25 protein-coding genes are annotated in these 21,710 nt (G+C 71.3%); 9 read left to right on the top strand and 16 right to left on the bottom strand.

The window, feature by feature from the left end:
- Positions 1-105: 105 nt before the first annotated feature.
- The 6 genes from GA0115240_RS37905 to GA0115240_RS08120 form a co-directional block, all read right to left on the bottom strand.
- Positions 106-462, bottom strand: coding sequence for an MmyB family transcriptional regulator (locus GA0115240_RS37905; RefSeq protein ID WP_237554704.1), 357 nt, complete (start codon positions 460-462; stop codon positions 106-108).
- Positions 463-1,062: 600 nt separating this feature from the next.
- Positions 1,063-1,560, bottom strand: coding sequence for a DUF4265 domain-containing protein (locus tag GA0115240_RS08100; protein ID WP_141708766.1), 498 nt, complete (start codon positions 1,558-1,560; stop codon positions 1,063-1,065).
- A 29-nt stretch (positions 1,561-1,589) separates the two neighbouring features.
- Positions 1,590-1,811 carry a hypothetical protein gene (locus GA0115240_RS08105; RefSeq protein ID WP_141708767.1) on the bottom strand — a complete coding sequence of 74 codons (222 nt, stop codon included), beginning with the start codon at positions 1,809-1,811 and terminating at the stop codon, positions 1,590-1,592.
- Positions 1,812-2,685: 874 nt separating this feature from the next.
- Positions 2,686-3,105: a GNAT family N-acetyltransferase gene (locus tag GA0115240_RS08110; RefSeq protein ID WP_237554705.1), complete on the bottom strand. Its 420-nt coding sequence runs from the start codon at positions 3,103-3,105 to the stop codon at positions 2,686-2,688.
- 899 nt (positions 3,106-4,004) lie between these two features.
- Positions 4,005-4,277, bottom strand: a complete 273-nt coding sequence (locus GA0115240_RS08115) for a hypothetical protein (RefSeq protein ID WP_093735971.1) — start codon at positions 4,275-4,277, stop codon at positions 4,005-4,007.
- Positions 4,278-4,384: 107 nt separating this feature from the next.
- On the bottom strand, positions 4,385-5,065 hold the full coding sequence (locus GA0115240_RS08120; protein WP_161302088.1) for an MBL fold metallo-hydrolase: 681 nt from the start codon (positions 5,063-5,065) through the stop codon (positions 4,385-4,387).
- A gap of 65 nt (positions 5,066-5,130) precedes the next feature.
- Between GA0115240_RS08120 and GA0115240_RS08125 the strand changes: the two genes are divergently transcribed.
- Positions 5,131-5,898, top strand: coding sequence for a TetR/AcrR family transcriptional regulator (locus GA0115240_RS08125; RefSeq protein ID WP_141708768.1), 768 nt, complete (start codon positions 5,131-5,133; stop codon positions 5,896-5,898).
- Positions 5,899-6,398: 500 nt separating this feature from the next.
- Here GA0115240_RS08125 and GA0115240_RS08130 read toward each other — a convergent pair whose 3' ends face one another.
- From GA0115240_RS08130 to GA0115240_RS08145, 4 genes are all read right to left on the bottom strand, one after another.
- A complete protein-coding gene (locus GA0115240_RS08130) occupies positions 6,399-7,151 on the bottom strand; it encodes an alpha/beta hydrolase (protein ID WP_093735974.1) in 753 nt (250 codons plus the stop codon).
- 335 nt (positions 7,152-7,486) lie between these two features.
- Positions 7,487-8,005 (bottom strand): hypothetical protein, encoded by a 519-nt coding sequence (locus GA0115240_RS08135; RefSeq protein ID WP_141708769.1) that lies wholly within the window; start codon positions 8,003-8,005, stop codon positions 7,487-7,489.
- 120 nt (positions 8,006-8,125) lie between these two features.
- Complete coding sequence (locus GA0115240_RS08140; RefSeq protein ID WP_093735976.1) at positions 8,126-8,596, bottom strand: hypothetical protein; 471 nt, start codon at positions 8,594-8,596, stop codon at positions 8,126-8,128.
- A 532-nt stretch (positions 8,597-9,128) separates the two neighbouring features.
- Entirely contained in the window at positions 9,129-9,578 is a 450-nt protein-coding gene (locus GA0115240_RS08145) for a hypothetical protein (RefSeq protein ID WP_237554706.1), read from the bottom strand.
- Positions 9,579-9,927: 349 nt separating this feature from the next.
- Between GA0115240_RS08145 and GA0115240_RS08150 the strand changes: the two genes are divergently transcribed.
- On the top strand, positions 9,928-10,404 hold the full coding sequence (locus tag GA0115240_RS08150; RefSeq protein WP_093735977.1) for a peptidase inhibitor family I36 protein: 477 nt from the start codon (positions 9,928-9,930) through the stop codon (positions 10,402-10,404).
- A 183-nt stretch (positions 10,405-10,587) separates the two neighbouring features.
- Positions 10,588-11,553, top strand: coding sequence for a hypothetical protein (locus GA0115240_RS08155; RefSeq protein WP_093735978.1), 966 nt, complete (start codon positions 10,588-10,590; stop codon positions 11,551-11,553).
- A 148-nt stretch (positions 11,554-11,701) separates the two neighbouring features.
- Here GA0115240_RS08155 and GA0115240_RS08160 read toward each other — a convergent pair whose 3' ends face one another.
- Together GA0115240_RS08160 and GA0115240_RS08165 are read right to left on the bottom strand one after the other, a co-directional pair.
- A complete protein-coding gene (locus tag GA0115240_RS08160; RefSeq protein WP_141708770.1) occupies positions 11,702-12,148 on the bottom strand; it encodes a hypothetical protein in 447 nt (148 codons plus the stop codon).
- A gap of 512 nt (positions 12,149-12,660) precedes the next feature.
- Complete coding sequence (locus GA0115240_RS08165; protein ID WP_093735980.1) at positions 12,661-13,479, bottom strand: helix-turn-helix transcriptional regulator; 819 nt, start codon at positions 13,477-13,479, stop codon at positions 12,661-12,663.
- A gap of 75 nt (positions 13,480-13,554) precedes the next feature.
- Between GA0115240_RS08165 and GA0115240_RS08170 the strand changes: the two genes are divergently transcribed.
- From GA0115240_RS08170 to GA0115240_RS08180, 3 genes are all read left to right on the top strand, one after another.
- Positions 13,555-14,271: an SDR family oxidoreductase gene (locus tag GA0115240_RS08170; protein ID WP_093735981.1), complete on the top strand. Its 717-nt coding sequence runs from the start codon at positions 13,555-13,557 to the stop codon at positions 14,269-14,271.
- A 245-nt stretch (positions 14,272-14,516) separates the two neighbouring features.
- Positions 14,517-15,935, top strand: a complete 1,419-nt coding sequence (locus GA0115240_RS08175) for a DEAD/DEAH box helicase (RefSeq protein WP_093735982.1) — start codon at positions 14,517-14,519, stop codon at positions 15,933-15,935.
- Positions 15,936-16,016: 81 nt separating this feature from the next.
- Positions 16,017-16,355 carry a thioredoxin family protein gene (locus GA0115240_RS08180; RefSeq protein ID WP_093735983.1) on the top strand — a complete coding sequence of 113 codons (339 nt, stop codon included), beginning with the start codon at positions 16,017-16,019 and terminating at the stop codon, positions 16,353-16,355.
- Between the two features lie 190 nt (positions 16,356-16,545).
- On the opposite strand, the gene GA0115240_RS08185 is transcribed toward GA0115240_RS08180, so the two are convergent.
- Genes GA0115240_RS08185 through GA0115240_RS08195 form a run of 3 tightly spaced genes read right to left on the bottom strand, consistent with a single transcriptional unit; the run spans position 16,546 to position 17,553 of the window.
- Complete coding sequence (locus GA0115240_RS08185; RefSeq protein ID WP_093735984.1) at positions 16,546-16,872, bottom strand: DUF1048 domain-containing protein; 327 nt, start codon at positions 16,870-16,872, stop codon at positions 16,546-16,548.
- Position 16,873: 1 nt separating this feature from the next.
- Positions 16,874-17,230: a DUF1048 domain-containing protein gene (locus GA0115240_RS08190; RefSeq protein ID WP_093735985.1), complete on the bottom strand. Its 357-nt coding sequence runs from the start codon at positions 17,228-17,230 to the stop codon at positions 16,874-16,876.
- On the bottom strand, positions 17,227-17,553 hold the full coding sequence (locus GA0115240_RS08195) for a PadR family transcriptional regulator (protein WP_093735986.1): 327 nt from the start codon (positions 17,551-17,553) through the stop codon (positions 17,227-17,229). The genes GA0115240_RS08190 and GA0115240_RS08195 overlap by 4 nt, the downstream gene beginning before the upstream one ends.
- A 244-nt stretch (positions 17,554-17,797) precedes the next feature.
- Here GA0115240_RS08195 and GA0115240_RS08200 point away from each other — a divergent pair, with 244 nt between their 5' ends.
- From GA0115240_RS08200 to GA0115240_RS08210, 3 genes are all read left to right on the top strand, one after another.
- The gene (locus GA0115240_RS08200) at positions 17,798-18,352 is read left to right on the top strand and encodes a hypothetical protein (protein WP_141708771.1); all 555 of its coding nucleotides are present in this window, start codon (positions 17,798-17,800) and stop codon (positions 18,350-18,352) included.
- 113 nt (positions 18,353-18,465) lie between these two features.
- Entirely contained in the window at positions 18,466-19,410 is a 945-nt protein-coding gene (locus GA0115240_RS08205; protein WP_093735992.1) for a C45 family autoproteolytic acyltransferase/hydolase, read from the top strand.
- A gap of 328 nt (positions 19,411-19,738) precedes the next feature.
- Entirely contained in the window at positions 19,739-20,911 is a 1,173-nt protein-coding gene (locus tag GA0115240_RS08210) for an ATP-binding protein (protein ID WP_256069605.1), read from the top strand.
- Positions 20,912-20,962: 51 nt separating this feature from the next.
- Here GA0115240_RS08210 and GA0115240_RS08215 read toward each other — a convergent pair.
- On the bottom strand, positions 20,963-21,710 hold a 748-nt coding region (locus GA0115240_RS08215; protein WP_093735994.1), incomplete at its 5' end, for an isoprenyl transferase.

Below are 21,710 nucleotides of genomic sequence, written 5' to 3' on the forward strand. Positions count from 1 at the left end.
GGACCGGTGGCCTCCCGGCCGCGCGCGTCCGGTTCGCGCGTACGCGCGCTGATGCGCAGGCCCAGGCCGGCGGGCAGGACCATCGCCTCGCAGGGCAGCGCGAGGTCACCGGTCGGCGGATAGTGGATGTGCCCGATGCCCGCGGTGGAACCTCACGTCGTGGCGGGCCCAACGTCGAGCGAACCCGTAGCTCTCGGCGGCGAGTTCGCCGATCAGGTCGGTCAGCGCCCTGTCGCGGTCTACCCGCCCGGTCCCGCTGCGCAGGAAGGCGAACGAAGTCGCCGGCGGCTCTGTTCCGGCCGGTCCGAGAACCGCGGCCTGCCGGGTCCCGGAAGAGGAAGCGGGCGGTGTCGACCGGGCCGCGCCGGGCGAACAGCGACGAGCCGAAGACGGGTGCGTACAACACTCGCCCGAGGACGTTCGCGGCCGGGATCGGGATGTCGAAGCGCCCGTCGCGCCCATACACGGGAATGCCGTTCACCGAGCCGAGCATACGCAGAATCGTCGCCCCCACGCGTGAGGCGGCCACCGTGGCCCGCCGTGCGGAAGGAGCGGAGGCGCGGGCGAGACGGTAGAGGCGGGCACGTTCGGCCACGCTGAGCAGCTGTGGCATGTGCGAGCGATTCGAATACCGCCCTCGGAGACACCGCTGAGATTTCCCCGCTCCGGGGGGACGCGGTAATCCACGCTCATGCCGGCGAGCGGGGCCACTTCGTGGCGGCGGAGTCCCGCAACCCGGCGATTCCCGCCGCATACCGGCAGGCCGGCCTGCTGGAGAGTGATACGGCCCGCCGTGTCCTGAGGAATGCGCGGACGGCGGCGGCCGGATTCTCCTCGTCGATGCCGGTCACGGTCAGATCCCGCCGCTCGCCGGCGCAGGCCCGGGCACCGCTGCCCCGAGGGACCCTCGCCTCGGTGCCGGGCGAACATCCCGGGCCGTGAGCGCCTCCTCGCCTTCGCTGCCGTCGTACCTGCCGGCCTTCCCACCGCAAGTCCCCCGGCGACCGCTCTGGAACGTAGTGCTGTTACCTGTAAGAAGCGCTGACGGAACCAGCGTTCGAGTCAGGAGTCGATCTCCCAGTGGAGGGCGCCGGCCCGGGCGGGTGCTTCCACCGCTTCCACAAGGGCTGCCGGGTCGACGCCGGGTGGCAGGTCCACCGAGAGGTAGGTGCCCTGAAGCCACTCGTGCGGCAGGGCAGCCGCAGCGACCCTGCCGTGCAGGAGCCGGTGCAGCCCGTCCCGGTCCGGGTGCTCCACAACGAGAGCGACGCGAAAGGTCCGGTGGCCGGACTTCTGCACCACCGAGGCGACCAGATGGCTGCTGTCGACGGTCACCACGTCGCGGTAGCAGATTCCATAGGTGAAGAAGGGCAGACAGGCCACCTCGAACCTGTCCCCGGTGAGCCGGCGGGTCCACAACTGCTCACGCCAGCCGTCCTGCCGGTCGGAGAGGTCAGCCTGGACCATGTAGTTGGCGGGGCCCCGGCCGATGGGGTCCTCGTGCGTGATGATGGTGATGGGGTGCCTCCCGAGCCGGATCCCGACCTCAAGATCCTGCAACACCGCCCTCCGCCGGAACGCGGCGGGTCTCACGCAGTCGCCGCCAGCAGAGGAGCGTGCATCCCAGGACGAGCCGCCGTCGCCAGCACCACGTCAGGGCGGCACCGGGGCCAGCCGGGCCTGCCCCGCACCGGCGCCACCGCTCCGAACTGCGGGACGAACCGGGAGACACCGTCACGGCTGCCACCGCTCAGGGTGACGGCGAGCGGAATGCCGGTCGCGCCGGTGATCATCGTGCTGTCCCGTCTCACGAACGCGAACACCCCCAGACGAGCAGCACCACGGCATCCCCGATGAACACGCCGCCCGGGGTCCGGCGGAGCGGCTGCGCGAGCTGCTCGCGTCGAGCACCGACATAGCCCAGCCGGCGCTGGCGGTCCTGGCGTCGGTCGCGACGTTCTTCGGCGGGTAACGGCAGCGGCCCGCCGCCGCGCGCGGCACCATGCGGCGGGCCTGGCCGAACAGGCAGCGGTGGCCTGCGCAGGCGGCGTGGGCTCCGGCTCCAGGGGTCGCCAGCCGCAACCGGGCCGGCATCGCCAGCACCTCGCCGCAGATCTCCGCCCCAGCCCCCAGCCAGCCCCGGGCCCGGGACGCTGCTCCCGGATGTTCTTCACGACGGGGAGCAGGGGAATTGCCATCACCGGACACCGGCGCACAAGGGGTCTCACCAGGAGCGACATCCGGTACCGGCGGGAAAGGCCCGCGGCCCGCCGCAGGGCCCGCCGCACGGCCCGCCGCACGGCCGGGCATGGCGCCCGCTGTGTCCCGGCCTCCCGCGAGCGGGGCACCGGCAGCCGCACCGGCCGCTGCGATCGCGTCGGACGAGTGCTTCGGGTCGGGTCGGTGAGTCCGTCGTGGGCGCCTCCAGATCAGCGACGGACAGAAAGCGTCACCCTGCACACCCACCCCTTGTCCGCGCTCTGTTCACCACCCGGAGCAGCTCCGGCCAAGGGAACGCGGCAATCGGCACCACCGGACAAGGGGCAAGTTCGCAGCGGCAGCGGCGCCGCGCGAGAACCCCGTCCCGACGGCCGCGGATACCGGACCGCCGGCCCGTCACCCCACCCAGGACCGGTTGCCTGATACCTGGTCAACGAATCGCCGGCACAAGACCCTCAACCGGCGTCAGGAGACCGGATCGAGGCCGGAGAGGGGGATCCAGAATCGGTCTTCGCCGCGTGACCGACCGTCGGGCACACCCCCGTTGGCGAGGATGACCAGGCGTGATGCCTCGTTGTCGTGGGCGCAGGTCAACAGGACTCGACTGAGGCCGAGACCAAGGCGTGCGCATTCCACCAGTCCGGCGGCGAGCATCTTTGTCGCGTGTCCCTGCCGACGCCACGGAGCGACCACGTGATAGCCGATATGACCACCCGCCTCGGCCAGTTCCGGGGTCAGGCGATGCCGGATGACAAGGGTGCCGAGGTAATGCTCGCCTGAGACGTACCAGAAGAAGGTGCACGGAACTTCCCAGCGGATCTGCGTGCCGCGCAACTGCGAGACGTAGGCACCGAAGTCCCTGCCGGCCCGGTCGATCCGATCCATCGGCGCCCCTTCCGCCAGACAGTCGGCGCGTTCCCCTGCGAGGTACGACGCGCGCACAGCTGTGGTCGGCCGGACCAGGCGTCCAGGCCTGCTCGGAGTGGTCACGTGTCCCATTCTTCACGGCCCTCAGGAAAAGCCGTCCGATCGCGACCCGGCAGGTGGGTATCACAAACACGTACCGCCGGCGTTCCACGCACGTCTCCCGGCCCTCCTGCACCGACCAGGCGCCCCGTACCCGGACGCGACGACGCCGCGGCCTGCGCTGGCCGCCGCTGAGCGGAGTTCCACGGCGGTGGCCTGCGGTGGTGATGCCGGTGGAACACCCGCCGGGCCGGTGGCAGATCTGCGTTCCACCGAGGAATCGAACCAGACTCGCCCTTGCCGGAGCGGGGTGCTGATCCCGCCCCCACCGCAGCGGTGATGATCGTCGTGTCCTTCACGTGGCGGAACCTGACAAGCGGCTCCACCGCACCTTTCTCCTCCCCGGTCTCCGAGGGCTGACGCGCAGGGCAGCGTGCAGCGCCGCCACGCCGTCGGCGCCCGGTAGGTCGGCGGCCGGTGCTGGATGATCCGGCGGACCCGGCCGTCGTCCGTCGGCCCGGGCGCGGCGGTGAACCCGAACCGCACCCTGGTTCTCGAGGACGACGCCGCCCCGCGAGAAAGCGTGCTTCCTGACGTGCTGCGGGAGGCGCGGCTGCCAGTCGCGGCGGACTTCCCTCTCCAGACGGGCCGCCAAGTCCTTGCGCGGGCGCGCTGCCGCGCGCGAGGTAGCGCTCCAGCGTCCGCTGTGTAACGCCCAACCGGGCCCGGGACGGTCTTGTCGAACCGCGGCAAACGCACGTGCTCCGGCCCGGAGAAGCCAACGATGAGGCGGTTGGCGGCCGCGGGGACGGCGGTGTTCACGTCCGCGCCGACCCGGTCGGCAGCGCGCACCCCGCGCCGGTGGGCAGCCCGCTGTCGCGGATCCCGTCGGACGCCTCCTCATCGAGGACTTCGCCCGGGATCCGCTCATGGGAGCGCGGGAACAGGGCGGCGATGAGCGGGGATTCGTCGGGCGCTTCGAGGAGGCCGGGATCGACCGCTGCGGTGAGAGAGCCGGGCACCGGCCCGCACACCCACATCTCGGCCGCGTCGTCTCGAACGGCGCGGGTCGGCGGCCGCAACGCCGTCATCGGCTCCAGCCCGGCAACCGCGGTGGACCCGCCGCGGGGTCAGTGCCCGCCCCGCCTGGGCCGACATGGCCCGGGCAGGTTCCGCCGGCGGGAGCTGGCCGCGTGGCTCAGGCCGGGCGTGTGCCGGCGGCCCGCAGGCGCTCGGCCAGTTTGGCCAGTGAGCGTTCCTGCAGGCGCCCGTAGTGCGCGACGCGTATGTCGCCGCCGGCGGCGTCGATGATGGCGAGCTGGCTTCGCCGGGCGGTGTCCAGGTCATCGGCGAACAGCGGGCGTTCGGCGCCGTGCCGCGGGAAAAGGGCCTCGCCGAAAGCATCCCCGGCCAGGACGGTGCCGGTGGGCAGCTGCACGCTCGCCGAGCCGGGGGTGTGGCCGGGGGTCCAGAAAGACCGCCCGATGCCGCCGTGCCGGGTGAGGTCCTCGTCGTCGTCGAGCTCGAGGTCAGGGATGACCGGTGCCTTCAACCCGCGCATGACACTGGGGGCCAGGACCCGGCCGAGGGGACGGCGCGGGGTGACGTGCAGCTGGCCACCGGCACGCAGCGCGCCGGAATCGGCATGGTGGATGGCCACGCGGGCACCGGTGGCCTCCCGCAGGGCATCGGCAGCTCCGACGTGGTCGTAGTGGAAGTGCGTCAGCACGATCAGCTGCAGCTCGGCGCGGGTCTCGGTGAGCTTCGCGAGCACCTTCGGCGCGAGGGCCGGGGTGGCGGCATCCACGAGCATCGCCGTGCCGTCGTCGATGACGAGGTAGGCGGTGGAGATGCCGTCCTTGATCGGGTGAATGTCCATAGTGGTAACCTCCGAGATGTTGTTATCAGTGCTTACCTGCATCACTCCGCCCGAAGGAGTTAGCAGTGTCAACAGGATCGGTGGACGAACCGGCAGAGCCGGCCGCGACGCGCAAACCCCTGGCCGACCGCCTGGTCCACGAGGCGGTCGACCTCGTACGCACGGGAGGCCCCGGTGCGATGTCGCTGCGTGAGGTCCAGCGGCGCGCCGGCGTCTCACCGGCGGCGGCCTACCGGCACTTCCGCGACCGCGACGCGCTCCTGCTGGCGGTCGCCCAGGAGTGCGCCGGCATGCTCGCCGACCACATCGCCGCCGCGCTGGAGGATGCGCCGCCGTTCACCGGCGAGCCCGGTTCGGCGCGGGCCAGACTGCTGGCGGTGTGCGCGGCCTACCTGGACTTCGCCACCGGCAACCCCGGCCTGTACCGGGCCATCTTCACCAGCGACGAGCAGATCGACGAACTGACCGCACCCTCGCAGCGGGCCCGCGGCAGCGCCGGCGACGGCGGCTACAACCTGCTCGTCTCCACCCTGCAGGATCTGGTGAACGCCACCGGCGGCACACACCTCAACCCCTGGGACCCACTCGCCCTCTGGGCAACCTGCCACGGCCTGGCGATGCTCCGGCTGGACGCCGCACTGCGACTCCTGCCCGAGGAGGCCTTCACCCACGCCCGGGACCGGATCCTGGCCACCATCACCACCGCCGTGCCACTGGAATCCCTCACCCACCCCGCCGGAGCGGTGGCACCAGCAAGCCAAGACCGCCCCCAAAACCAACCGCAGACACCCCGAAAGAAAGAAGCAGCCACCCCCGCCCGGCCACAGCAATAACGCACCCGGCCGCACACACCCGCCGCGCCCGCCAGACCGCCAACACCGCGCCCACCCCGCCGCGGCACCCGGACGGTCCATGGCCGCGCGGCGCAGGGCGGTGGCCATCTCCGGTCGGTCCGCCCAGGCCGCGATGAAGAAGCGGACGAAGGAGTCGCCGTTCCGCCCCGCGTCTCGCGGAACACGACGACCGCCCCTGCCGAAAGGCGAGCGGAAGACGGCGGGGCCCCGTCCCTGGTCGGCGGCGACCTGCCGGGCGGCCAGGAATTCGTTCAGGCTCTGGTAAAGGAAGGCGAGAACAGCGCGGCCGCGTGCGCCTGTCTACGTCACCGGCGCCCACACCCGGGCGCGTGGCTTCAGGCAGCACGGCCCCCTGCCGAGAGTTTGGCAGGGGCCCGCGTGCAGAGAGCGGCGGAAGGCCGGGACCTCCTCGATGAGCGGTGTGCCAGCCGGCATCGGCTATCGTCTGCTGCCGGTCTGCCGGTTCTGCCGGCTCGGCCTCACTTAAGATGCCGGGTGAAGAACTGGGCCGCGGCGTCCCCCGCGAACTGCGGGACGCCGGTGTGCCCGCCCATGTTGGCGTGCAGGGACTTCTCCTGGGAGCCGAAGGCGTTGAAGAGGTCCAGGGCCGCCTGCCGGTCGTTCCCTTCGTCGTCCCACTGCAGCAGGACGTGCAGGGGGATGGTGACCTGCCGGGCCTCCTCGAACATGGCGCGCGGCACGAAACTCCCTGCAAAGAAGCCGGCGGCCACGATGCGGGGCTCGACCACCGCCAGCCGGATGCCGATGGAGATCACTCCCCCCGAGTACCCGACCGGGCCGCCGATCTCGGGCAGCGCAAGGAGCGCGTCCAGAGCGGCCCGCCATTCCGGGACCGCCTTGTCGACCAGCGGAAGGACGAGCGCGTCGACGATCTCATCGCTGACCGGCTCCCCGGCCTCCACCGCCCGGCGCAGGTCGGCCCGGGCCTGCTCGACGGCGGGCCAGCGGGGCCGGTCGCCGCTTCCGGGGAGTTCGATGGTGGCCGTGGCGAAGCCCTCCGCCGCGGAGTGCCGGGCCCGGCCCACCAGTCGGGGGTACATCCTGCGCAGCCCGAGGGGAGGGTGGCCGAGCAGGATCAGCGGCGCCGGCGCGGATGCCGATGCCGATGCCGATGCCGATGCGGGTGTCCACAGGATGCCAGGAATCTCACCGAGGGTGAATGCGCGTTCGAGGACGCCGTCGTCAAAGCGCTGCTCAGAAGTGAAATGCATGGTCGTAACTTTCGGGAGTGCACTGGAACGGCGCTCCCGGACGACCTGTCTATCGCCCGACCGCGACCCCGGAGGGGAGCACCCATGTCGATACTGCGTTCACGGGTACCACCTCGTTGATCTCTCGCACGGCCTCGGGAAACCTAGCAGCCGTTGCCTTCGCCCTTCAACGGGTTAGTGCGGAGTCCCCGGGAGACCCTGCCCCTGCCCCTGCCCCTGCCCCTCGAATCATCGGGCAAGGGAGTCACCCGGTAAAGGCAGTAGTTGCGGTTCCGTTTCGGCGGTCCTCTTATGGTGCCGGTCATGCCCCCTGGCCGGACCCCGGCGGCCACCTTTCACCATGTGGTCCAGGCGGTGCATCCTCCGACCATGGTGGACTGGTCGGAGCCGCAGGCTTCGGCTGGGCCGGGTGCCCACAGCATGGATGTCCACATTGGCTGGCCGTAACGCAGATCAGTGCCGTAGGCAATGTGGCCGGCGTCCTGGTGGACTCCCCCCATCGTGGACGCCTGTCGCCAGATGTCGGTGGCGAAGTAGCCGGTATAGCCGGTGGACACCGCCCGGCTCCAGTTGGTGTGGCAGAGCGGTGACCACCACAGCTGGACCTGGACGGCGGCAGCGCCGCCCCCGTAGTTCTGATCCTCGACCGGTATCGCGGAGGACACCTCGTAGGCGCCGTTCTGGCACACGCCGTTGCTGTCGGTGGGATCGGCACCGTCGCAGTTCGCCTCACTGGGATTGCTGAGGCAGGCAGAGCCGGATGCGGCCGCCGCCTGCGGCGCGGCGGTGACGAAGCCGAGGAGCAGGAGGCTTGCGACAGCGACTGTGGCGCTGAGCATTCGGGTGATTCTCATCGCTTCTCCCTGACAGGCCGTCGGACACAACGGATCGGAGGCTGTTCGTGGGACGTCCGGTGGTGCCCGGTGACGATGGCGTCGGCACCGGGCACCCTCTGGTGCTTGGGGCGCTTGGCCTCAGGAAGCCTGGGTCCAGCACTGGCTGCGCGGCGCGACGGCGCCGCTGGGATACGGGTAGGCGGTGATGCACATTTTTGCCGGCCCGGGTGAGAGGACCACGTCCGTCCACTCCCAGCCGGGCAGGACGGTGAAGACATCGGCCGTTTCGCCGCTGCTGCCGGTGATGTCAGCGTGGAAGTCCCAGGAGTAGTTGTCGTTGGGCACGTCGTACTGGACCCAGTTGACTCCGCAGCTGGGAGACCACCACATGTTGACGGCGCCGCCCATGAAGGTCTCCGCCAGAATGACGTAGGCCCCGACGTTGCAGCCGGTCGCGACGGGGTCACCGCAGCCCTTCGAACCGCAGCTCAGTGACGGGGACGCGGTGGTCGCGGACGCGGTGCCGGTACCGGCGATCACGAGGCCGCCCAGGAATATGGCGACGGCAGCCGCATGGATGGCCCGGGTGAGTGGGGCGAGCTTCTTCACAGTTCTCCTTCGGCCCGACTGGACAGCGCGGTGTGCCGGTCCAGCGGTTGTCGGCTTACGGGTGGCGGGCACCGGGGCAGCGGTGAAGAACACTTGCTGACGGGGTGCCGTCCCCTGGTGTAGAGCCGGAATTGTCCAGCGGGAAGAGTTCTGGACAATCAGGGAGCAGGACTTTGTCCAGCTCAGGCGACGGGGTGGACGGAATGGCGTATGTCTGCGCAGCCACCCCGGACTCGGCCGGACCGATGTCGTCGCCCGCCCCCGCGCAGTCGCACTTTTAACGGTCCACGCCGGTGGGATGCCGCCGTCGGCCGCCGCAGTCGGCGGCCAGGGGGGCGGCCAGGGCGGCGACGTACTGTCGCCGGTCGGGAGGCTGAGGCCCGCTCACCATCCGGGCCACCTCAGGCAGCGCTGATGCGAGCAGCATCGCGGCGAGGCGGCCAGGCGACCACCCCGTGGAACGCCGGCAGAACAACCAGGAGTTCGTGCGGTGGAGTGCGGATGACGGGCCACTGCGCTCGCACGGCAGTGTTCAGCCCTGCTCCACGGGGCGAAGGACGGGGTCGATCTCCGCCAGGGCCCCGTGCATCTGACGAGCCCCCAGGGCAACCCGCTCGTCGGGGTCCCCGAACATCTCCTCGCACAACTGCACGGCGTTGTCCCGGTCCCCGGCGAAGACGCTGAACACATCGTGAAGCGCGGTGTGGATCCAGTCGCTGTGGTGGGAGTCGGCGGCTGCCAGTGCCGAGGCGACGATCGTCAAGCCGACCCTGTCCTGTCGCCGAAGCAGGGCTTCCGCGGTCACCCGGGTGACGAAGGTGTCACCCGGGTCGAGCAGGAGCTCCCGCAGTGGCCCGAGGACCTCCGGCATCTCGGCGAAGCCTGCCAGGCCGTGGCCGGCATCCGCCCGGTCGCGGTGGTCGTGGCTCCGACCGAGCTCACCGAGGGCCACGGCGGCTGCATGCCGCCGGTCGCTGTCCACCTGTGGTGCCCACCTCTCCAGGATTTCGCGTCACCGTACCAGCGAGGCACCCTCCGGGTGATCGCCCGGACAGCGCGTTCCCGTGCCCGGCCCGCTGCGCCGCGTGTCCCGCGATGGTCTCACCGCGAGATGAATCGTGGCTGGTCAGCGCGTGGGACGTCCCGAGAAGTGCTCATCTTCCTGAGCCCCGTGGACGACCCGGGTCCGGACTCCAATGATGTGGGCTCACCAGCCGGGCCGGCAGACGCCGGCGTACCACCGGTTCGACAGGTCCGCCCGGTTCCGACCGTCCAGCACGCCCTGACGGTCGTGCCGCTCGACGGATTTCCCGACGTGAGGAAGTACGCACATGGCATTCAAGAAGCTGGCCGTCACCGCGGCCCTGGGCGTCGTCGCCCTGGGCGGAGCCCTGGTGGCCCCGACCACGGCCGGCGCCGCCTCCAAGGACATCTCGGACTGGAACAGCTCCGCCGCCTGCGGTCCGGGGAGCCCCTTCTACTTCTGCCTCTACTACCACACCGGCGCCACCGGTGGCCGCTTCGCCGACAGCACCGACGCCGAGATCTCGGACCTCACCGGCTACACGTTCACGGGTTCGGACGGCGACGGCCAGCAGGTCCGCAACAACGCCGCCTCGGCCCAGAACGGCAGTTCGCTCTGCAACGTCGGCATCTGGTACTCCAAGAACTTCAGCGGCAACTCCAACTGGCTCAAGCCCGGCAAGGGCGGGAACTTCACCAGCTACCTGGCCAACAACGAGGCGTCGATCGCCATCTCGGACCACACCCATTGCCCGAACCAGGGCTACGACCCCTACGGCCACTGAACCGCGCGGCCGGCTGCCGGTCCGGGCGGCACCCGAGCGCCGCGCAGACCACTGAGCCGTCCACCGCGCCGGCCACCCCGTCCGACTCGCTGCCTGCGGCCCCGAGGGCGCCACTCGCCCTGGGCCGAGGGCACCGGGCAGAGCCCTCAGGCTCCTCCGCACCGGGCCCTCGAAGGAGACCTCATGGCCGAGACCGGCCTGCGCCAGGCGATGGCGGCGGCCGTACTGCTGCTCGCGACCGGGCTCACCGCGTGCGCGCACCCGGCGCAGGTGGCCGCGCGGCCGCCCGTCCCGTACACCGTGCCCACGCCCACCGGCGCCACCGGCGCCATCGGCCTGCATCTGCCCGTGGAGCGCTACATGCTGACACCCACTCAATCCGCGCAGCTGAGCTGGGTGGGCAACGCCATGATCCGCGACTGCATGCGCGACCACGGATTCGCATTCCCGGCCGCGCAGCGCCCCGACGCGGGCAGCGCCACCTACTCCGTGATGTATCGGCGGTACGGCGTGAGCGACCCCGCGAGCGTGCGGACCTGGGGGTATCACGCGCCCGTGTACGGCGCCCAGCACGACACCCCGAAGTCCAAAGATCCGGTGCTCTCCTCCGTCGGCGCCGCCGAGGTGCTGTTCGGAGCCGATCCCAAGACCGGGCGGCGGGTGTCCTCCTATCACGGCCGCGCGGTGCCCGAACAGGGCTGCTCGGGGAGCGTCGACCGGCTCCTCGGCGAGCATTCCGGCAGTCCGCAGGGCCCGGAGACAGGACAGGACGGCGTCCTCGCTCGCATCAAGGAACGGAGCTTCGCGGACTCGATGGCCGATCCCCGCACCAGGAAGGTCTTCGCCGACTGGTCCGCGTGCATGGCCTCGCGCGGATACCGGGTGGCCGATCCGATGCACGCCGCGGACGCACTGCCCCCGTCCACTGCCTCTGCGGCGCCGAGCCGCGCGGAGATCGCGCAGGCCGAGGCCGATGTCGCGTGCAAGTCGGCGACGAACCTGGTCGGCGTATGGTTCGCGGTGGAGTCGGACTACCAACTGGCCGCCCTCCACGAGGTCGGCCCGGAGCTGGCCCACATCACGGCGGAACGCGACAGCGAAGCACGGACGCTGCGGCGCCTGTATCGGACCTACGCGGGGGTCTCCTGACGCCGTTGCGGCTGCGAGGGCTCCCACTCCGGCCGAGGTGGCGTCCGTACCGACGGGCGGCGCAGACCCGAACTCCCCGTCGGCTCGCCGGACTTCTGACGCTTCCGCACAAGCCGGGTGATGACGACACCTGCTCGGCGGTCTGCCGCTATCGTCGGCGAGCGTCCTGCGCCAGAGATGTGGCGACGGTCAGCAGAACGCCCGTCGGTATCACGAAGACGCCGATGAGGAAGGTGAGGAAACCCGCCACCGCGGCACACAGCAGGGCGATCGACAGCACCCAGGCCACCGGCAGGGTCCAGTTGCGCCGGCCTTCGCGGCCCGCGTACAGCACGGCCGTAACCAGTGCGGCCACCAGCAAGGGAACGGCGGATGGAAGCAGGACCACCGCGCCGTGCAGCTGGAAGATGCTGGCGCGCGGCTGCACCCCGGCCCGGTCCGTGGGGATCGTCTCGATCGGTAGCAACACCGCCAGCACCAGAACGCCGACGCCTGTGACAAGCGCCCAGCCCGCAATGCAGTCCCCCGGCCAGCGACGGCCGGGCATCTGTCTCGGGAGCGGCTGGTCGCCGTGGGCGGAGCGTGATGCTTCCATGCGGTATCGGCCTTCGCTCGGTGGATCGGTGGATCGGTGCACGGTCTGCCGGTCGGGCCGCGAACGCCGTTGCGTAGGGGGCACGGCGCGACCGGGTGTTCGGTGTGGCCGGCCCGCCGTGTCCCGATGTTTGAGCAGTTGCTCAAATCGTATGCCCAACTCCCGCCCCCCGCAATGCGCATAACTCGGCGGTTACGAAGAGCGATCAGGTGTCGAGATCAGCGGTGTCGCGGCTGGCGTGTCAGCGTTGTGTCCGCACGTGCGGCCGGCTTTCGCGAGGTTGCGGACCGGTCCGGTGCGGCCGGTCCCGGCCGGCCGCCGCCGGGACGGCGAAGTCCGGGCTCTCGGCGATCTTGCGTGGCAGCAGCCGGTCCGCCGCGTCGGCCGGCGGATGCGGAGCCGGCGGCCGAGCGCCAGAGCGACCGGCCGGAACAGCGGGCTTGATCCGCTTCGGCGGGGAGGCACCGGCCTCCGTTCGGCGCCGCCGCGCAGAGCTGTGCAGGCCCTTCGCTTCAGGCCGCCTGACCGGCCAGCCTGCGCAGGGTCCGCGCCGCGGGTGATCCGGGGTCCGCCGTGATCAGGACGACCTCCTGGTCGTCCTCGGGCACGAGAAGGACGTCGCAGTTCAGCCGCAGAGTGCCGGCTTCCGGATGGTCGATGACCTTGGTGCGGTGCCCGGGGTCATGGACCGGACGCGCCTGCCAGATCTGGCTGAACTCCTCACTGCCGGCGTGCAGTTCGGCGAGCAGGGCGGCCAGTCGCCGGTCATGCGGGTAGCGGTCCGCGGCCCGGCGCAGCCGCGCCACCACGATGTGCCCGAACTCCTCCGCGCTGGAGCTCTCGTACATCCGGTCCCGGCCCAGGAAGCGCCGCCGGGCCAGATTCGTCACCCCGCCCGCTGCGGGGCCGGCGCCGAGCAGGGCCCGGGCCAGGGGGTTCCAGGCGACGACGTCGTAGGTCGCGTCGGTGACGATGGCACCGGTCTCCGGCAGCCGCTCCAGCATCCGGGCCACGTGCGGGCGCACCTGCCGCACGGCACTGACGCCGGGCGGCGCGCTCGAACCCGCCAGGCGGAACAGGTGGCTGCGCTCGGCCGGCGCGAGCCGCAGCGCCCCGGCCAGCGCGTCCAGGATCCGGGCCGACGGGCGCGGCCCCCGGCCCTGCTCCAGCCGTGCGTAGTAGTCGACCGACATGTGGGCAAGCTCGGCGACCTCCTCGCGGCGCAGACCCGCTGTGCGGCGGGCGCTGCCGGTCGTGGTCAGGCCGATGTCCTGCGGACGCAGGGCTGCCCGGCGCTCCCGCAGGTAGCGGGCCATCTCCTGCCGCGCCATGCCCGCTCCTTCCGCTGCTGCCTGGTACAGGTTGTCCCTGGTAGGGACACCCACGACCAGGGAAGTGTGGTTTCCATGAACGAACGTATTGCTCTGGTCACCGGTGCCAACAAAGGCATCGGAAAGGATATTGCCCGGCTGCTCGTCGCCGAGGGCTTCACTGTGCACGTGGGCTCCCGTGACCCCGGGCGCGGGCAGCGGGCCGTCGAGGAGATCGGCGGCGGGGCCCGCCTGCTGCTCCTCGACGTGACCGATCCCGCCGGTATCGCACAGGCCGCGGCCCAGCTGGACCGCCTGGACGTGCTGGTCAACAACGCCGGGATCTCACCCTCACTCGCCTCGCCCGCCGACACCGGCGCCGAGGAGTGGTTGCGCACCTACGAGACGAACGTGTTCGGCGTGGCGGCGGTGACCAATGCCCTCCTGCCGGCCCTGCGCCGGAGCGCGCACCCGCGCATCGTCAACATCTCCAGCGGCACCGCCTCGCTGACCTGGAGCACCGGCCCCAACCCGCAATTCACCCCCGGAAGCGGCGGCGCCGCAGCGTACCGGTCGTCCAAGGCCGCGCTCAACGCGCTGACCGTCTTCTACGCCCAGACCCTGGCCGGAGAAGGCTTCAAGGTCAACGCGCTCGCTCCTGGCCTGCGGGCCACCGACCTCAACGACCTCGCCGCGGCGTCCGGCGGCGATCCGGCCGAGGCCGCCCAAGGAGCCCTCCGCCTGGCCCTGCTCCCCGACGACGGCCCCACCGCCGGCTTCTTCTCGTGGGACGGAACCCCCGTGCCCTGGTGAGCGTGCCCGGTCAGGGGCGGCATCGGGGACAAGCGTCTTCGAGCGGCGGGTGAGCACTGCCCGGCGGATCGGACGTCGGGCAGTGAGCGGGGAGGCGTTCCGGCGGCGGGCCGACGGCCGCAGCGCGGCGCCGGCCCGGGCCGGTCCGCTGGTAATGTCGGATCACGCTCGCAGACAGCCTGGGCCCGTGCCGGACGAGGCACGGGCCCAGCTCCTTTCGGGCGCCCGACCCAGGAAGGACTCCCATGACGGCGAAGCCGCCCGCCTCCGGCCGCTCCGGGCCCGGCAGGTCCGACCGGGCAACGGCCCTGCGGGGCGAGCTCTCGGTGCCGGGGACGGTCGTGCCCGGCCTCCCACCGGCCGGGTCCTTCGCCGAGCTGGAGCTGCCGGTCGAATTGACGGGGGTGCTGGCGGCGCTCGGGGTACGCGAGCCTTTCCCGATCCAGGCGGCCACCCTGCCGAGCGCGCTGGCCGGCCGGGACATCCTCGGCCGCGCGCGGACCGGCTCGGGCAAGACCCTCGCCTTCGGGCTCGCGCTGCTCGCACGCACCGCGGGCCGGCGCGCCGAGCCGAAGCGCCCTCTCGCGCTGGTCCTGGTGCCGACGAGGGAGCTCGCGCAGCAGGTGAGCCAGGCGCTCGCCCCCTACGCGGAGGCGCTGGGGCTCCGCTCGGCGACTGTGGTCGGCGGGCTGGCGATCGGCCGCCAGACGGCGGCGCTCCGGACGGGTGCGGAGGTCGTGGTGGCGACGCCGGGACGGCTGGCCGACCTCGTCGCCCGGCGGGACTGCCTGCTTGACCGGGTGCGGATCATGGTGCTGGACGAGGCGGACCAGATGTGCGACATGGGGTTCCTGCCGCAGGTCTCGGAGATCCTGGACCGGATGCCCCCCGGCGGGCAGCGGATGCTGTTCTCCGCGACGCTCGACCGCAATGTCGATCAACTGGTCGGGCAGTATCTGAGTGAGCCGGTGTTCGCCTCGGTCGACCGGGTGGAGGGCTCGGTCACGACGATGGAGCACCACGTCCTGCACGTCCATCCCGCCGACAAGTACGCGACGGCCACCGAGATCGCGGCCCGGGACGGGCGGGTGCTGATGTTTCTGGACACCAAGCACGGTGTGGACCAGTTCACCCGCCACCTGCGGGGCAGCGGCATACGGGCGGGAGCTCTGCACAGCGGGAAGTCGCAGCCGCAGCGCACGCACACGCTGGCCCAGTTCAAGGACGGCGAGATCACGGTGCTGGTGGCCACCAATGTCGCCGCCCGTGGCATCCATGTCGAGCACCTGGATCTCGTTGTCAACGTGGATCCGCCCGCCGATCCCAAGGACTACCTCCACCGCGGCGGGCGCACCGCGCGGGCCGGGGAGTCCGGCAGGGTGGTGACGCTGGTCACGCCCGGCCAGCGCCGGGATGTGAACCGGATGATGTCGGACGCCGGGATCCGGCCCGCGGTGACCCAGGTTCACTCCGGTGAGGAGAAGCTGACCGGCATCACCGGCGCGAAGCGCCCGCCGGTGCAGAACGGGGCGAAGGGCGGCAACGCGGCGTTCCGGGGCCTCGGTTCCCGCGCGGGCCGCCCGCCGAAGGAGTCCCGCAAGGCCGCGGAGGCGCGCAAAATGGCGGAGGCCCGTGAGGCCGCCCGAGTGCGCAAGGCCCACTGACGGGCGGAACGGCCCGGCGCGGTCGGGAGCTACAAGCAGGCAGGCACTGCCTCGCATCGAGGAGAAGGTCAGGGATTGCCGGTGGCGAGCAGGGTCCATCAACCGCAGGAAAACGCCGAGTTCGAGTTCATCCTGGCCAGGGCGGACGTCCCGGTGCTCGCGTACTTCCACGGGGTGTGGCCCAAGGCAGCGGCAGCCTGCCAGGAGATGGATCCCCTGGTGCGTGAGGTGGCCGACACCTACCGGGGCCGACTGATCGTCGTACGTGCCGACATCGCAAGGTGCCCCGGCCCCGTGCGCCAGTACGGCGTCACGGGTGCGCCCTCCTTCGTGCTGATCCATCGGGGCGAGGCGACGGCGGCCGAGAGCGGTTCGATGTCCAGGACCGCGCTCGGGGAGTTCCTGGACACCCACCTGTGAGCAGGCCGCACGACGGCGGGCAAGGTGCGGCCCGCGGCGCCCGGTCGGATGCGGCCGGACCTGGACCGCGACAACCGCACACCGGCCAGGTCGGTGGGGTGGCGGTGCGACCGGCCGGCATCGCCCCTCCGCACGACACACACCGCACTCCACCGTGATGCGTCGTGGCAGCGGAGCAGATCGGCGAGTGTTACTTCCCGCCCGCGCCGGGCTCCATGTGGGCGGACTCCGGACGGATGTCCGCGCCGGTGCGCGATTCCCGGACCAGGCCGTCGCAGAAGGCGGCGACGTCGTTGCCGATCAGGTCCAGGACTCCGCTGCCGGCGGCCGCGCCCTCCTCGAAGAAATCGACGATCCCTGCGAGCAGGTGCCCGTCGAGCGCGTCGACCGGTCCGACCTTGAAGAGGTATCGCTGAATCTCCTTGTAGACGATCCGGTAGTCCGGCGGCAGCGCCTGGACCCGGGCCATGTGTGCCCGCCACTGCTTCTTGCCACGGATGATGTCCCGGACGCCCACGTCAATCCCCCTGCCGGGCAAGCTTCTTGGCGATGTTCCTGTTCAACTGCTCCCGCCACCGGTCGCGGTAGCTCCGCGTCCCTTCCCCGGCGGTCAGCTCCGCGCAGAAGGCGTCGATGTCGCCGCCGAGCACCTCGCGGATGCTTCGCCCATCCGCCGTCGATTCTTCGAACAGCCCCAGAACGCCGTCAAGGATCGGCACCAGGTTGCGACCGGTGAAGCCGGAGCAGGGCAAGACCCGGACCTTGATCTGTTCCCACGCCGCCCGGTAGTCGGCCGGCAATGCCCCGGCCCGGGCTTCCAACGACTTCCATTCCCGGGTGAGGTCGCTGCCCGTGATGGCTTCCCAGAAGTTCATCGCCCGCCCTCCTTGAGCTTGTCGATGCGCGATGAGAGGTACTCCCATTTCGCCCAGAACGTCGCGAGTTCTTCGCGCCCCGTGTCGTTGAGGACGAAGAACTTGCGCGGTGGACCCAGTCCGGACGGGCGTTTCGTCACCTGGACGAGCCCGTTCCTCTCCAGTCGCAGCAAGATGGTGTAGATCGTCCCCTCCACGACGTCGTCGAAGCCGAGTTCGTTCAGCCGCCGCGTGATGGCGTATCCGTACGTCTCCTCGCTGCCGATGATGTGCAGCACGCAGCCCTCGAGCGTGCCCTTCAGCATCTCCGTCAGATCGTCCATCGCGGGTCCTCTTCGGTCGTCCCGGTCCGGTACTGCGTAGTACCAAGTACTGCTACACGGTATCACCGAGTAGTGGACCGTGCCCAGCGTGGCCGAGCCCCGCGTCCTCGCCTGTCGGCGTCGCGCCGGGACTCCGCCGGCCGGAAAAACGGTCGTGGGACGACCGGAACCGCCGGAGCGACCCGGACGTGGTTCTCTTCGGTCCGCCGGCGAAGGAGGCGGACCGACGGGCACGGGGGGACGCATGAGACGCACTGCTTTCACAACGACCGTTGCTGCACTTACTACTGCCGGGATCCTGCTGGCCCTGTCGGCCTGCTCGTCCCGTCCGGACGACAGCAACGACGACGGCCACGACCACGTCACGCTGATGCGGCAGACCACGCACGGGGTGCGGTGGCAACTGGACGCATGGGAAAGCGGTCAGGGCCTGTGCCTGGCGGTCGACGGACCCGGAGGACCCGACGACACGCTGGGGTCCAAGGGAAGCGGCGCCTGCACGTTCAGCGCCCCCACGAAGAAGAACCCGGACAACAGCTTCTGGTTCGCCGGCACCGTACCGGGCTCTCCCGAAGGAACGACCGGCATCGCCTACGGGCCGGTGCCACCGCAAACGGCCCGCGTCGAAGTCGCGACGCACCTGACCGTCCCCGCCGTCCCCCTGCCCGCCGGACACCACCTGCCCCGCGCCCGCGTCTGGTGGTCGATCGACACCCCCGGCGCCTCCACCGGCCAACTCCTGCCGAACCCGCGGCCGATCACCTCGTCCGGCCGCCCCCTGCCCCTGCAGGCGTACTGAGTCCGCGCCGCTGGGCGAACCGGCGCACTGACGGAAGCATGATCTGGTGAATTCCCGGCGAAATCAGTACCGTTGCCGCCGTCTCATCGGACATGCGCGAGGAGGCGGCCGACGTGAGCCAGCAGCAGATGACCTTCCGGGCCGTCGACGTCGGTGACGGCGGCGACGGGCGCTGGGCCGCGCATACGCAGGCTCTCTGGCCGGTGGTGCGGGGCTGGATGACCGAGGAGAGCCGCACCCCGGAGGGCGCGGACCGCGCGCGGACGCTGTTCGAGGCGCATCTGCCGGAGCTGGCCCCGGTGCTCGACCGACTGGCCGGCCAGCTGGACCGCCCCGGAGGCGAGACCTTCCTCACCCACGCGGCCTTGCGGCCGTTCTTCTCCGGCTGCACACAGATCGGCGGCAACGGCACCCTGTTGCGCAATTACGACTTCAGCCCCGGCGAGTGCGAGGGCACCATCGCCTCGTCGCGGTTCCTCCGCCCCGTGATCGGGATGCAGGAAGGAGGCTGGGGCCTGCTGGACGGGATGAACGATGCCGGGCTCGCGGTCTCCCTCACCTTCGGCGGACGGTTCGTCCAGGGGCCCGGCTTCGCCATTCCGCTCGTGCTGCGCTACCTGCTGGAGACCTGCACGACTGTCGAGCAGGCCATCGGCAAACTGCGATCGATACCGATCGGCATCGCGCAGAACGTCACACTCGTCGATCCCGACCGGGCAGCGACCGTGCTCGTCGGACCGGATATCCCCCTGACCGAGGCACCGGACGCCTGCGCCGCCAACCACCAGCACCTGCCGGTGCCAGATGAGCAGGAGCGGTTCACCCGGACCCAGGAGCGGCTGGCGGCCGTGCGCGCCGCGGGCGCGGACGTGGCGGCGATGCTGAAGCCGCCGCTCTATCAGTTGGCCTATGACGAAGGGCTCGGCACGGTCTACACGGCCGACTACCGGCCGTCCGAAGGCCGGGTCACCTACTACTGGCCCGCCGAGACATGGGAGCAGTCCTTCACCGCCTTCGCCCCGGGATCGCGGACCATGACCCTCGGCCGAGGCGCCTGAGACGCTTCTCCCGGCCGCGGATCCGAGTCACCGGTCACCAACTCCCCGGTAGGAGCGGCAGTCACCAAGCACTCCCCCGATGCCTGGGAACAGTGGGCGGGGACGGGTGGGAAACAGATGCCCCGGGGTTGCCGGGGAAGGGGTTGTGCGCGGGTTCGGCCGGGGGCCGGCCGCATTTCGGCGGCTGTTCGGCGGACCCGGGCCGACGGCGTCCGGGCAGCCGCTCAGCGAGCCGCTCATACCCTCGCCCGACTGGCTCTGACCTGCAGGTTTCCTGGGATTCGCCTAGGCTGGGCAGCACTGCCGGACCCGGTCGGAGGGGGATGTCGTGCGTGCGGACAGCAACAGGTACGACGCGGCCCACATCACGGTGCTGTGCGGATCGGACGCCATCCGGAAGCGGCCCGGGATGTACGTCGGCTCGACCGGCGAACGCGGGCTGCACCAGCTGGTGTTCGAGATCGTGGGCCGGGCGGTGGACGAGGTCCTGACCGGCCGTGCCGGTTCGGTCGCTGTCACCCTCACACCCGACGGCGGCGTGCGGGTCGCCGACGACGGGCCGGGTGTCCGTGTCGAGGCCGCCGGGGAAACCGGGGACGGCGACGGTCCCGGTCTCGAAGCACTGCTGACCCGGGTCATGACCGCAGCGGAGTCCGGCGGACCCGACGCCGCGGTGATGGGCCTGGCCGGCGTCGGGCCCTGTGTGGCCAACGCCCTGTCGAGCCGTTTGACGGCCGAGGTACGGCGGCAGGGGACGCGCTGGGTCCAGGAGTACATCCGCGGCGTCGCCGTCGCCCCGCCCATCGCCATGGGGCCGGCCACCGACAGCGGCACCACCATCACCTTCCAGCCCGACCCCGACATCTTCGGGAACGTCGAGTGCTCGTTCACCGCGCTGGCCGACCGCTTCAGAGATGCGGCCTTCCTGAACAGGGGCCTCGACATCGCCCTGACCGACGCGCGCTTTCCGGGCGGGCCCCGGGCGGCGCGGTTCCGGTTCCCGGGCGGGGCAGGGGACTTCGTCGCCTTCCTCGACGGGCGGGCCGGGGAGCCGCTTCACCCGGATGTCGTCGCCTTCGAGTGGGAGGACGAGCGAATGGCGGGAACGGCCGAGGTGGCACTGCGGTGGCGCATGTCCGGCCGGGGGCAGCTTCGCGGCTTCGCCAACAGCCGGCACACTCCGGACGGCGGCACCCACGTGCTCGGCTTCCTCGACGGAGCGGCCGGCGCGGTCAACGCCTGGGCACGCGAACAGCGGCTGCTGCGGGCGGCGGGCGGCGATCTCGGCGCCGACCGGGTCGGCCGGGGCCTGACCGCGGTCGTGTCGGTAAAGCTGCGCCGTCCCGAGTTCGAAGGCGCCACCCGCAGCACACTGGGCGGCGCCGTGGTGCGCACCTGCGTCGAGGAAGGCGTCCGGCAGCGCCTCGGCAACTGGCTGGACGAGCACCCGGAACAGGCCGCCGCCATCAGCCGGCACCTCGTGGGCGCCGACGGGAACTGATGCGGCGCCATCCAGCCAGGACCGGGGCGGCGGCTTCCGGGCCGCCGGCGGTCATTTGCCGAATCGTCGTTCGCGATTGGCGTACGAGCGCAGTGCGCGCAGGAAGTCCACGTGCCGGAAGGCCGGCCAGTAGCAGTCCACCCAGTGCATCTCGGCGTAGGCGGACTGCCAGAGCAGGAAGCCGGACAGCCGCTGTTCGCCGGAGGTGCGGATGATGAAGTCGGTGTGGGCGGCGGCCGGCGAGTACAGGTGGCGGGAGATGTCGTCGATCTCGAACCGCTCGACCAGTTCGGCGGGGTCGCCGCCGGCCGCCATGTGCTCCTCGAAGGCGCTCTTGACCGCGTCGACGATCTCCCGGCGACCGCCGTAGCCGACCGCGACGTCCACCGCGAGTCCGCCGCGGCCGACGGTCGCGCCGGCGGCCTCCTTGAGCACCCGGGCGCTCGTCCCGGGCAGCATGTCCAGCGAGCCGATCACCTGCACGGCCCAGCGACGGCCCTCGGCCGTGATGTCGCGGACCGTCTCCTCGATGATCTCGATCAGCGGGCCGAGTTGCTCGGCGGGACGGCTGAGGTTGTCGTCGGAGAGCATGAACAGGGTCACGTGCTCGATCCCGGCGGCGGTGCACCATCCCAGGAATTCCGTGACTTTGGCACCGCCGGCCCGGTATCCCTCCCGGACGTCCGCGTGCCCCGCCTGCCGGGCCCAGCGCCGGTTGCCGTCGAGCATGATCCCGACGTGCTGCGGGCGTGGCAGCCCTGTCAGGGTGGCAGCCAGCCGGCGCTCGTACACCGCCTCG

The sequence above is a fragment of the Streptomyces sp. DvalAA-14 genome, from assembly GCF_900091855.1.
GTDB lineage: Bacteria > Actinomycetota > Actinomycetes > Streptomycetales > Streptomycetaceae > Actinacidiphila.